This window comes from Sphingomonas bacterium (assembly GCF_903644055.1).
Lineage (GTDB): Bacteria > Pseudomonadota > Alphaproteobacteria > Sphingomonadales > Sphingomonadaceae > Sphingomonas_I.
Map to the genome: position 1 here is coordinate 1 of NZ_CAHJXD010000221.1, position 11,975 is coordinate 11,975.

Here is an 11,975-nt window from a genome sequence, read left to right on the forward strand (position 1 = left end):
CCGTCCGCGCCCCCGAAAGCGACGTTGGGGCATCGAGCCCCGCCGCCGCCCGCCCACCCAGCCCTCCCGCAAGCGGGCGGGGAGGAGATTGAGACGTGGTTGCCCATTCTGGCCTGATCACCGTGATGGACCGCGCGGCGCGCAAGGCGGCGCCGAAGCTGCGGCGTGATTTCAACGAGGTGCAGCACCTTCAGGTATCGAGGAAAGGCCCGGCCGATTTCGTCAGCCAGGCCGATCAGCGCGCCGAGCAGACGCTCTACGAGGAGCTCAAGAAGGCGCGGCCGGACTGGGGCTTCCTCGGCGAGGAGGGCGGGGCGATCCCCGGGGATCCCAGCAAGCCGCGCTGGATCGTCGATCCGCTCGATGGCACGTCCAACTTCCTCCACGGCATCCCGCACTTCGCGATCGCGATCGCGGTGGAAGAGCCCAAGCCCAACGGCAAAAGCGAGATCACGCAGGGGCTCGTCTATCAGCCGCTGACCGACGAAAGCTTCTGGGCGGAAAAGGGGCGGGGGGCCTGGTTGCAGGACCAGCGGCTGCGCGTCTCGGCGCGGCGCGATCTTTCCGAGGCGCTGATCGCCACCGGTGCGCCCTTCATGGGGCACGGCGACTTCGCCGAATGGCTGGCGATCTACGGCGCGGTCGGGCCGGAGGTGGCTGGCATAAGGCGCTTCGGATCGGCGGCGCTCGATCTCGCCTGGGTGGCGGCGGGTCGCTTCGACGGCTTCTGGGAGAGCGATCTCAAGCCCTGGGACGTCGCCGCCGGCCTGTTGCTGGTCAAGGAGGCGGGCGGCTTCGTCACCGATTATCGCGGCGGGGATCAAGCGATGGAGCGCAACCAGTTCCTCGCCGCGAGCGACGGACTCCATTCCAAGCTGCACAAGCTTGTCGCGAAGGCACTGCGGAAGTAGCGGCCCCGCTTAGATTTTGTCCCGTTGCCGTCACCCCGGCCTTGAGCCGGGGTGACGTCTCAGCTTGAACGGGACAGCCTCTAAGCGGGCAAGCGAAGCGTCGGCACCGCGCGGAAGCGTCAGGCGGCCTGGCGCAATTCCATCCGGTCCCAGATCTCGACCAGCGCGCCGACGAGTTCGCGCATCATCGCCTCGTTGTGCGAGGGGCCGGGGGTGAAGCGCAGCCGTTCGGTGCCGCGCGGCACGGTGGGATAGTTGATCGGCTGCACGTAGACGCCATATTCGGCGAGCAGGATATCGCTGATCCGCTTGGCCTTGACCGGATCGCCGACCATCAGCGGCACGATATGAGTCGTCGACGGCATCACCGGCAGCCCGGCATCGGCCATCAGCCCCTTGAGCAAGGCGGCGGCGACCTGCTGCGCCTCGCGCTCTTCCGACGAGGCCTTGAGGTGGCGCACGCTGGCGAGCGCGCCCGCGACCAGCACGGGGGATAGCGAGGTGGTGAAGATGAAGCCCGGCGCATAGCTGCGGATGACATCGATGATCACGCGATCGGCGGCGATATAGCCCCCCATCACGCCGAACGCCTTGCCGAGCGTGCCTTCGATGATCGTCAGCCGCCGCGTGACATCCTCGCGATCCGAAATGCCGCCGCCGCGCGGGCCGTACATGCCGACCGCATGAACCTCGTCGAGATAAGTCAGCGCGTTATATTTCTCGGCGAGGTCGCAGATTTCGTGGATCGGCGCGACATCGCCGTCCATCGAATAGACGCTCTCGAACGCGATCAGCTTGGGCGTCTCGCCATCCTCGGCGGCGAGCAATTGCTCGAGATGATCGAGATCGTTGTGGCGGAACACGCGCTTCTCGCAGCCCGCGTTGCGGATGCCCGCGATCATCGAGGCGTGGTTCAATTCGTCGGAGAAGACGACGCAGCCCGGCAGCACCTTGGCGAGCGTCGAGAGAGTCGCGTCGTTCGAGACATAGCCCGAGGTGAACAGCAGCGCCGCTTCCTTGCCGTGCAGATCGGCGAGCTCATTCTCCAGATCGATATGGTAATGCGTGTTGCCGCCGATGTTGCGCGTGCCGCCCGATCCCGCGCCGACGTCGTGGAGCGCTTCCTCCATCGCGGCGATCACCTTGGGATGCTGGCCCATCGCGAGATAATCGTTCGAGCACCAGACGGTGATCGGCTTCGGCCCGTTATGTCCGGCGAAGCAGCGTGCGTTGGGGAACATCCCCTTGTTGCGCAGGATATCGATGAACACCCGGTAGCGGCCCTCGGCGTGAAGGCGATCGATGGCCTGGGTGAAGACGCGGTCGTAATTCAAAATCCAAACCCCTCCGCGGGACGCGCGGCCAATAGCCAGAAGTGCGGAGCGTTTCCAGCGCCATTCCGCGATCGGCGTGATCGGGCGATCAGAGCTGCTCGATCCGCTCCAGCCCGCGCGCGGCGAGCGCAGCTTGCAGAGGCGCGCCGATCGGCAAGGGTGCCGTGAAGACGGCCAGCCCCTCGCCGGACGCGGCGGGCCATTGCTGCGCCTTGGTGAGCGTGGCGACGCGGCGCGCGATTCCCGCCGCGCCGTCGACGAAGACGAGCGGGCGGGGGGCGATCGCGGCGAGGCGATCGGCGACGAGCGGGAAATGCGTGCAGGCGAGCACGACGGTATCCATCTCCCCGCCGCCGGGCTGCGCGAGCAGGCCCCCGAGCGCCTCGGCATAATCGCGGTCGCCGGTCGGCTCGCCGCGCAGGCTGGCTTCCGCAAGCTCCACCAGCCGCGCCGAGCCGTGGCGCAGCACGGTGCAATCGGCGGCGAAGCGCGCGGAGAGATCGTCGACATAGGGCTGGCGCACCGTCGCTTCGGTGCCGAGCACGCCGATCACGCGGGTGCGCGAGGCCTCCGCGGCGGGCTTGATCGCGGGTACGGTGCCGACCACCGGCAGATCGAGCGCCGCGCGCACGCCCGCCAGCGCGATCGTCGAGGCGGTGTTGCAGGCGATGACGATCAGCCGCGGCCGATAGCGCTCCGCCAGCCGCCCGAGCAGCGCGGGCACGCGCGCCGCGATCTCGGCCTCGCTCTTGGTGCCATAGGGGAAGCCGCCATTGTCCGCGACATAGACCAGCGGCGCTTCGGGCAATGCCGCGCGCACCGCCGCCAGCACCGAAAGCCCGCCGACTCCCGAGTCGAACAACAACAGAGGGCGCGTGTCGGTCATACCGTCGCCGCTCACTCAGAGCCCGCGTCTGCCGATCGGCACCGAAGCCCCAAGCATCGAAAGCGCCATCACCGTCTCTCCCCCCGCGCCGCGCCCGTGTTCCCGCGCCTTTGCGCGCGTTGACCGCTTTTCGCCACCCTCCTATGCGCCCGCGATCGGCTGGCGGATCGACAGGGGCAAGCGGCGTGGCGAACAAGCTCTATACGGATGCGGCGGCGGCGCTCGAAGGGCTGCTGTTCGACGGCATGACGATCTGCTCGGGCGGTTTCGGCCTGTGCGGCATTCCCGAGCGGCTGATCGACGCGATCGAGGCTTCGGGCGTCAGGAACCTCACCGTCGTGTCGAACAATTGCGGGATCGATGGCGTCGGCCTCGGCAAGCTGCTGCGATCGCATCAGATCGGCAAGGTGATCGCGAGCTACGTCGGCGAGAATAAGGAGTTCGAGCGGCAATATCTCGCGGGCGAGATCGAGGTCGAATTCTGTCCGCAGGGCACGCTCGCCGAACGCTGCCGCGCGGGCGGGGCGGGGATACCGGGCTTCTACACCAAGACGGGCGTCGGCACGCTCGTCGCCGAGGGCAAGGAGACCAAGGATTTCGACGGCGAGACCTATGTGCTTGAGCGCGGGATCGTCGCCGATCTGGCGATCGTCAAGGGCTGGAAGGCCGACGGGGCGGGCAACCTCCTCTTCCGCAAGACCGCGCGCAACTTCAACCAGCCGATGGCGACCGCGAGCAAGCGCACGGTGGCCGAGGTCGAGGAGGTGGTTCCGACGGGCAGCCTCGATCCCGACGGCATCCACGTCCCCGGCATCTTCATCAAGCGGATGATCATGGGCGGCCCCTACGACAAGCAGATCGAGTTCCGCACGACGCGCGCGCGGGAAGCGGCGTGAAGCATCGGGCCGCTCGCGCCTGGGTTTCCGCCTGCGCGGCAGCACTGATGCTGGCGGGGTGCGCGACGAAGCCCGTGCCGATCGCCTCCGCGCCACTCCCCGCCAGGGGCTATCAATGGCTGCACGGATCGGGCGAGGCGGCGCTGATCTCGCGCACCGCTTATGAGGCGATGGCGGGCTTCGTCGAGGCGGCACAGGCCGCGCGCAAGGCGGGCAGGCCGATCGACGGCGCGGTTCTAGCCACCGATGCCTCCCCGCAGGCGCCCGCGTGGACGGCGTGCGGCGACAAGCCTTCTGCGGTCGTGCTCGACATGGACGAAACCTCGGTGCTCAACACCGGCGCGAACTACGATGCCGCCCGGCGCGGCGATCCGCCGTTCGATGCGAAGCGCTGGGATGCCTGGGAGAGAGGCGGGGCCGCTTATGTCGAGCCCTTGCCGGGCGCGGTCGCCGCCTTCGCGCGGTTCCGCGCGGCGGGGGTGACGCCGGTCGTCATCACCAACCGGCGCAGCGCGAACGCCGGGGGCGCGATTGCCGCGCTGGCGCAGGCCGGGCTGGGCGATTTCGCGCAGGGCGACACCCTGTTCCTCGCGGGCGACGTCGCGCCGGGATCGGGCAAGGATCCGCGTCGCGCCTTCGTCGCGAGCCGTTACTGCGTGCTGGCGATGGCAGGCGATCAGCTCGGCGACTTCAGCGATCTGTTCAACGCCAGGACGCTCGCGCCGCAATCCCGGCGCGCGCTGGCGCTTTCGCCCGCGATCGGCGGCAAATGGGGGCACGGCTGGTTCCTGATGCCCAACCCGCTCTACGGCCCCGGTATCGCCGGCGGCTTCGACGATATCTTCCCGGCCGCCGTGCGCTGGCCGGGACCGGACGGAGACAGATAATGCCCTGGGATCGCAACCAGATGGCGGCGCGTGCTGCCACCGAGCTGGAAGACGGCTTCTACGTCAATCTCGGCATCGGCATTCCCACGCTCGTGGCAAATCACATCCCGGCGGGCGTCGAGGTGACGCTGCAATCGGAGAATGGCATGCTCGGCATCGGGCCCTTTCCCTATGAGGACGAGGTCGATGCCGATCTGATCAACGCGGGCAAGCAGACGATCAGCCAATTGCCCTCGTCGAGCTACTTTTCCAGCGCCGACAGCTTCGCGATGATCCGTGGCGGGCATATCGATCTCACCGTGCTCGGCGCGATGGAGGTCTCCGAGGGCGGCGACATCGCCAACTGGATGATCCCCGGCAAGATGGTCAAGGGCATGGGCGGCGCGATGGACCTCGTCGCCGGGGTCAGGAAGATCATCGTCGTGATGGAGCATGTCGCCAAGGACGGCGGCGCCAAGGTCATCCCCGCCTGCACGCTGCCGCTGACGGGCAAGAATGTCGTCGACATGATCGTCACCGATCTCTGCGTCTTCCAGCGCGCCGATCACGCCAGCCCGTTCAGGCTGGTCGAGCTTGCCCCCGGGGTGACGGCGGAAGAGGTGGCGGCGAAGACGACGGCGGCCTATTCGCCGCTCTGAGCCGGGCGGCAATTCAGTTCGTCGCAGCGCTTGAAACGACGAGCCGTTATCTGTTCCGTTGACCTGATCGCTCCGGACGGCGAGACGGCGGGCAAGTGACGCCGCAAAAGCCCTCGCCAGCTTCCGATTCCAGGCGCTTCTGGCGCGATCCACGGTTCGTGTGGGCTGCCGGCGCGCTGCTGCTGGTGGCGCTGCTGATCGAATTGTGGGTGCTAGGTCACCATCTCGTCGAGACCGCGCCGGTGCGGCAGGGCTTTCGCGCCGCCGCGCGCGCCGAGCGCACGCTGGGGCGGGGGCCGCTCAGCCCCAAGGCGTTCCGCATCGATTACGGCCGGATCGACGCGCGCGCCAAGGAGCTGATGAACCGGCGCGACATGGTCGGGCTGGGGATCGCCGTCGTCGAGGACGGCCAGCTCGCCTTCATAAAGGGCTATGGCGAGACCAAGGCGGGATCGGGCGACAAGGTCGGCGTGCAGACGTCGTTCCGCTGGGCCTCCAATTCCAAAGGCGTCGCCTCGACGCTGGCGGCGCTGCTCGCACGGCAGGGCAAGCTTTCGCTCGACGATCCGGTCGCCAGATGGTCGCATTCGATTCGGCTGCCCAAGGGGAACGAGCGGGTCGCGACGCTGGCGGATGCGCTCAGCCACCGGCTCGGCATCGTCAAGAATGCCTATGACGATCGGCTGGAGGATAATGAGGATCCCGCGCAGATCCGCGGCGAGCTCGGCGGGCTGTTCCCGATGTGCCCGCCCGGCACCTGCTTCGCCTATGAGAATGTCGGCTACGATCTGATCCACGAGGCGATCGAGAAAGCGACGCGCGAGAGCTACGATCGCGCCGCGCGCCACTATCTGTTCGGCCCGCTCGGCATGACCGGCACGACGACGACGCGCGACGGGCTGGTCAACGCCAGAAGCTGGGCGCAGCCGCACGACGGCCGGCGGACGCTGCCCGTGCTGGAGGCTTATTATCGCGTCCCGGCGGCGGGCGGCATCAACAGCTCGATCATCGATATGGGCATCTGGATGCGCGCGCAGATGGGCGGCGCGCCGCAGGTGCTGCCGCAGAGCCTGCTTTTCACGCTGCACGTTCCCCGCGTGCTGACGCCGCGCCGGGGGCTGGCCGATTATGATCTCGCCCAGCACGGCAATTCCTATGGGCTGGGCTTCCGCCAATCGGATTATGACGGGCACCATCTCGTCGGCCATCGCGGCGCGGTGCGCGGCTATCGATCCTTGTTCCTGTTCGATCCGGCCGAGAAGGTCGGCGTGGCGATGCTGTGGAACTCGCAATCGGTGAAGCCGACGGGAATGGCGCTGGAGATCCTCGACCAATATTATCGCCGGCCTTCGCGCGATTGGATGCAGCTCGGGCGGCCTTAGGGTCTCTCCTGTTGACGTTGCACTCCCGTCACCCCGGCCTTGAGCCGGGGTGACGGTTCCGCTTGAACAGGACCGCCCTTAGAGACCGGATGGCCGACGGTGCAAAGCTGAGACGGATCCTGCGACTTTGGTGGAGCAACACCGTGAAGCGCGAACGGAGCGGCTGACGCCTCGAATCGCGAAAGCCGGGGCCCGCTCTGGCGTAACCCGCCCTCCGGCGCTATCTGCCCGCCACCATGTCCACCCCCCGCACGCTCTACGAAAAAATCTGGGACGCGCATGTCGTGGCGGCCCGCGACGACGGCACCTGCCTGATCTATATCGATCGCCACCTCGTCCACGAGGTAACGAGCCCGCAGGCGTTCGAGGGGCTTCGCGTCGCGGGGCGCCGGGTGCGCCGGCCCGATCTGACGCTGGCGGTGCCCGATCACAATCTGCCGACCACCGCGCGGCGCGATGCCGCGGGCAACCCGTTGCCGATCGCCGATCCGGAAAGCGCCAACCAGCTCGCCGCGCTGCGCCGCAACGCGCCCGCGTTCGGCGTCCCCTATATCGATGCGCTCGCCGCCGAGCAGGGGATCGTCCATGTCGTCGGGCCGGAGCAGGGCTTCACGCTGCCGGGGACGACCCTGGTGTGCGGGGACAGCCACACCGCCGCGCATGGCGCGCTGGGCGCGCTGGCGTTCGGGATCGGCACCAGCGAGGTCGAGCATGTGCTGGCGACGCAGACCCTGCTGCTCGCGCGATCGAAGACGATGGAGATCCGCGTCGATGGCACGCTGGGCTTCGGGGTCAGCCCCAAGGACGTGATCCTCGCGATTGTCTGCAAGCTCGGTGCTGCGGGCGGCACGGGCTATGTCGTCGAATATACCGGCTCGGTGATCCGCGCGATGTCGATCGAGGGGCGGCTGACCGTCTCCAACATGGCGATCGAGCATGGCGCTCGCTCGGGCCTGATCGCGCCCGACGAGACGACCTTCGCCTATCTCGAAGGCCGGCCGATGGCGCCCAAGGGGGCGGAGTGGGAGGCGGCGGTCGCCTGGTGGCGGACGCTGCCGACCGACGCGGGCGCCGCCTACGACAGGCTGGTAACGCTCGACGCCACCGATATCGCGCCGAGCCTGACGTGGGGCACGAGCCCCGAGGACGTGCTGCCGATCACCGCATCGGTGCCCGATCCCGAGAGTTTCGCCGATCCGGCCAAGCGGGAGGCCGCGCGCAAAAGCCTCGCCTATATGGGCCTCGCCCCCGGCACGCGGATGCAGGACGTCGGCGTCGAGAATATCTTCATCGGCAGTTGCACGAACAGCCGGATCGAGGATCTGCGCGCCGCCGCGGCGGTCGCCAAGGGGCGCAAGGTCGCCGCCAACGTGCGGCAGGCGCTGGTCGTGCCGGGATCGGGGCTGGTCAAGCGCCAGGCCGAGGCCGAGGGGCTCGACCGCATCTTCCTCGACGCAGGGTTCGAATGGCGCGAGGCCGGCTGCTCGATGTGCCTGGCGATGAACCCGGACAAGGTGCCCGCCGGTGAGCGCTGCGCCTCCACCAGCAACCGCAATTTCGTCGGCCGCCAGGGCCCCGGCGCGCGCACCCACCTGCTTTCGCCCGCGATGGCGGCGGCGGCGGCGGTGACGGGGCGGCTGACCGACGTACGGGAGCTGATCGCCGAGCCTTCGCTATGAAGCTTGCCTTACGCGGGTTTGCGAACGGACTTAGGTCTGTCCTGTTGCCGTCGAACTCTCGTCACCCCGGCCTTGAGCCGGGGTCCCGCTGCCTGCTAACGCTGAAGGAGAAGCGGGACCCCGGCTCAAGGCCGGGGTGACGGTCGATCTAGCGTAACCGGCCCGAGAGCCGCTCCCGCTCAGGCGAACAGCTTCGCCCAGGCGCGCTTGGGCCGGTCCTTCCACAAGCCGCGATGATAGGCGTCCGACGTGAGCAGCGGGATCACCGATCCGGCTTCGGCGAACACCATCTGCTCGATGCCGGTGTTGACCTTGCCCCAGCTCGCCGCCTCCTGAAGCGTCGACGAGGAGCAGGCGCCGTCGCGGACGTCGGCGACGGTGATCTGCACCGCATATTTGTGGACCGCGACATCGTGATGGCCGAGGATTTCGGCGCAGACGACGGTATCCTGGACGAAATTCTTGGGCACGCCGCCGCCGATCATCAGCAGCCCGGTGGTGCCCGCCGCGATCTTGATGTCGGTGAGCTCGCGGAAATCGGCGATGCTGTCGATCGTCAGATAGGGCTTGCCCGCCTTCATCGCATCGACCTGATGCTTGACGAGGCCGAAGCCCGCCGAGCTGTCGGTGAACGCCGGGCAGAAAATCGGCACGTCATGCTCGTAGGCGAGCTTGACGAGGCTGTTGTCCTTCTTGCCATGTTCGACGAGATATTTGCCCATCTCGCGGATGAACGCGCGCGAGCTGTAGGCCTTGGGTTCCAGCGTCTCGGCGATCTCGAAGATCGTGTGATCGACGTTCTGGAGCTCCTCCTCGTCGATATAGGTATCGTAGATGCGATCGATCAGCAGCGAGCGCAGCGTATCGTCGTCAGGAATTTCAAGCGCTTGATAATGTTTGTGGCCAAGCCCCTCGAAGAAATCCATGTCGACGATCGTGGCGCCGGTGGCGACGATGCCGTCGACCATGTTGGAGCGCACCAGCTCGGCATAGGCATCCATGCACCCCGCCGCCGAGGTCGACCCCGCGATCACCAGGAAGATCGTGCAATCCTTGTCCGCCAGCATCTGGTTGTAGATGCCCGTCGCGCGCGCGAGATCGCGGCTGGTGAAGCTCATCTTGCCCATCGCATCGATGATCGGGCGCGCATCGAAGCTGGTGATGTCGATATGCTCGACCTTCGTGGAGAGCAGCTCCGCCTTGCGGAGATCGTTCGGGCGCGTGTCGGTGAGGGGGTCGTTCATTCGAAACTCCAAGACGTCACCCCGGCGCGGGCCGGGGTCCATGTCTGCCGATCGGAAGCGCGATGCCCCCTGCAACAGCCATGGACCCCAGCCTGCGCTGGGGGTGACGATGATAATGCGCGTCCGTTACAGCGTGACGACGTTCGAGGGCAGCGCGGGCCGCACCTCGGTCTCGACATAAGCGCTCGCCATCGGCTCGTCGTCGACGATCAAGGTCTCGCCGGCGGTGAAGCCGTTGAAGCCCGTGCGCATCGCGCAGCCATAGGCGCCGAGCATGCCGATCTCGATATAGTCGCCCGCGCCGATGTCGGCGGGCAGCAGGAACGGCCCCGCCATATGATCGATATCGTCGCAGGTCGGCCCGTAGAAGCTGAACGGCGTCAGCCTGGCATCGGACGCCTCCTCCCGCACCAGCGCGACCGGGAAGCGCCAGCCGACATGCGCCGCGTCGAACAAAGCGCCATAGGCCCCGTCGTTGATGTAGAGCTGGTCGCCGCGCCGCCGCTCGACGCGGACGAGCAGGCTGGCATATTCGGCCGAGAGCGCGCGGCCGGGCTCCGCCCACAATTCGGCCGAATAGCTGACGGGAAGCGCCTCGAACGCCGCGTGGATCACATCGAAATAGGCTTCGAGCGGGGCGGGATCCATGCCCGGATAGATCGAGGGGAAACCGCCGCCGACGTCGATCACGTCCACCGTCACCGCCGCCTCGACGATCGCCTGGCGCACGCGCGCCATCGCCTGGAGATAGGCGACGGGCGACATCGCCTGGCTGCCGACATGGAAGCAGATGCCGAGCGCATCCGCCGCCTGCCGCGTCGCGAACAGCAAGGCCTTGGTCTCCTCGGGCGCCGCGCCGAACTTGGCCGCGAGGCTGAGCTTGGCATGATCGGAGGGCACGCGCAGCCGGACGCAGAGCGTCAGGTCGGCCGCATGATCGGTCGCGCGCAGGATCTTCTCCAGCTCCTCCATCGAATCGAGCGAGAAGGTGCGGACGCCATGTTCGGCATAGGCCTCGCGGATCGCTTCCTCGGCCTTGACCGGGTGCATGAAGCACAAGGTCGCCTGGCGAGCCACCGACGCGACCAGCCGCACCTCGGCGATCGAGGCGACGTCGAAATGCGTGATCCCGCTCTCCCAAAGCTCGCGGATCAGCGCGGGCGAGGGATTGGCCTTCACAGCATAGAGCGAGCTGCCTTTGAACTTCTCGACGAAGAATCGGGCAGCGCGCCTTGCGGCGTGCGGACGGACCAAAGTGACCGGCGCAACGGGCCGTTGGCTGGCGACGACGGCGGCGCAGACGCCGCCTTGGGGAGCCGCTAGCCCCAGCGCGTTATGATGCTTGTGCAATTCAAGGGACCTCCAGAAGCCTTGCGGCCAAGTCGTTGACGAAAGCTGCCTTGCGGTTGGAAGTCCCTTGGGGCAGCGGAGGCGCTACATAGGTATGGGGGTCCCCCCTGTAAAGTTACATTTGGAAGACTTTTTACGCAGCGTTGGGAGGCGCGCCGGATCGTGACGAACGAGCACCGAAACGGCGGAATTCCGCCCTCGTACCAAGGGGTTGTCGCAGCCCTTGCCCGCGTCGAAAATGTCGTGACGCGCACGCCCTTGCTGCCGTTCGAGGCGCTCGGGCGGCGCTGGTGGCTCAAGGCCGAATCGCTCCAGCGCGGCGGGGCGTTCAAGTTGCGCGGCGCCTATAATCGGCTGGCGCAGGTGCCGGCGGAAGAGCGGGGCAGGGGGGTCGTCGCTTTCTCCTCCGGCAATCATGCGCAGGGCGTGGCGCTGGCGGCGAAATTGCTCGGCATGCCGGCGGCGATCGTGATGCCCGCCGACGCGCCCAGGGTGAAGCTGGAGGGCACGAGGACGCTCGGCGCCGAGATCATCCTCTACGATCGCCATAACGAGAGCCGCGAGGCGATCGCCGCACGGATCGCCGCAGAGCGCGGCGCGGTGCTGGTGCCCTCGTTCGACGATGCCGACGTGATCGAGGGGCAGGGCACGGTCGGGCTGGAGATCGCCGCCCAGCTCGGCCACGCGCCGGCGCGGATCGTGGTGCCGTGCGGCGGCGGCGGCCTCGCGGCGGGGATCGCGCTCGCGCTGCCCGAAAGCGCGGTCGTC

11 protein-coding genes are annotated in these 11,975 nt (G+C 67.7%); 7 read left to right on the plus strand and 4 right to left on the minus strand.

Annotation, left to right across the window (positions count from 1 at the left end; all coding sequences use genetic code 11):
- Window positions 1-95: 95 nt before the first annotated feature.
- Window positions 96-911: an inositol monophosphatase family protein gene (locus HUU94_RS09820; protein ID WP_174274906.1), complete on the plus strand. Its 816-nt coding sequence runs from the start codon at window positions 96-98 to the stop codon at window positions 909-911.
- Window positions 912-1,030: 119 nt separating this feature from the next.
- Here HUU94_RS09820 and hemA read toward each other — a convergent pair whose 3' ends face one another.
- On the minus strand, window positions 1,031-2,245 hold the full coding sequence (gene hemA / locus HUU94_RS09825; protein ID WP_174274907.1) for a 5-aminolevulinate synthase: 1,215 nt from the start codon (window positions 2,243-2,245) through the stop codon (window positions 1,031-1,033).
- An 88-nt stretch (window positions 2,246-2,333) separates the two neighbouring features.
- Complete coding sequence (murI, locus tag HUU94_RS09830) at window positions 2,334-3,131, minus strand: glutamate racemase (RefSeq protein WP_174274908.1); 798 nt, start codon at window positions 3,129-3,131, stop codon at window positions 2,334-2,336.
- A 185-nt stretch (window positions 3,132-3,316) separates the two neighbouring features.
- On the opposite strand from murI, the gene HUU94_RS09835 reads away from it, so the two are divergent.
- From HUU94_RS09835 to leuC, 5 genes are all read left to right on the plus strand, one after another.
- Window positions 3,317-4,027, plus strand: a complete 711-nt coding sequence (locus HUU94_RS09835) for a CoA transferase subunit A (protein WP_174274909.1) — start codon at window positions 3,317-3,319, stop codon at window positions 4,025-4,027.
- Complete coding sequence (locus HUU94_RS09840; protein WP_254602117.1) at window positions 4,024-4,914, plus strand: HAD family acid phosphatase; 891 nt, start codon at window positions 4,024-4,026, stop codon at window positions 4,912-4,914. The genes HUU94_RS09835 and HUU94_RS09840 overlap by 4 nt, the downstream gene beginning before the upstream one ends.
- The gene (locus tag HUU94_RS09845; protein ID WP_174274910.1) at window positions 4,914-5,552 is read left to right on the plus strand and encodes a 3-oxoacid CoA-transferase subunit B; all 639 of its coding nucleotides are present in this window, start codon (window positions 4,914-4,916) and stop codon (window positions 5,550-5,552) included. Before HUU94_RS09840 ends, HUU94_RS09845 begins: the two co-directional genes overlap by 1 nt.
- A 95-nt stretch (window positions 5,553-5,647) precedes the next feature.
- A complete protein-coding gene (locus HUU94_RS09850; protein WP_174274911.1) occupies window positions 5,648-6,934 on the plus strand; it encodes a serine hydrolase domain-containing protein in 1,287 nt (428 codons plus the stop codon).
- A 236-nt stretch (window positions 6,935-7,170) separates the two neighbouring features.
- Window positions 7,171-8,613 carry a 3-isopropylmalate dehydratase large subunit gene (leuC, locus tag HUU94_RS09855; protein ID WP_174274912.1) on the plus strand — a complete coding sequence of 481 codons (1,443 nt, stop codon included), beginning with the start codon at window positions 7,171-7,173 and terminating at the stop codon, window positions 8,611-8,613.
- A gap of 179 nt (window positions 8,614-8,792) precedes the next feature.
- Here leuC and HUU94_RS09860 read toward each other — a convergent pair whose 3' ends face one another.
- Window positions 8,793-9,857 carry a 1,9-bis(guanidino)-5-aza-nonane synthase gene (locus HUU94_RS09860; RefSeq protein WP_174274913.1) on the minus strand — a complete coding sequence of 355 codons (1,065 nt, stop codon included), beginning with the start codon at window positions 9,855-9,857 and terminating at the stop codon, window positions 8,793-8,795.
- 126 nt (window positions 9,858-9,983) lie between these two features.
- Window positions 9,984-11,207, minus strand: coding sequence for a type III PLP-dependent enzyme (locus HUU94_RS09865; RefSeq protein ID WP_174274914.1), 1,224 nt, complete (start codon window positions 11,205-11,207; stop codon window positions 9,984-9,986).
- Between the two features lie 243 nt (window positions 11,208-11,450).
- On the opposite strand from HUU94_RS09865, the gene HUU94_RS09870 reads away from it, so the two are divergent.
- Window positions 11,451-11,975: threonine ammonia-lyase (locus tag HUU94_RS09870; RefSeq protein ID WP_254602119.1), on the plus strand; the 525-nt coding region annotated here is incomplete at its 3' end.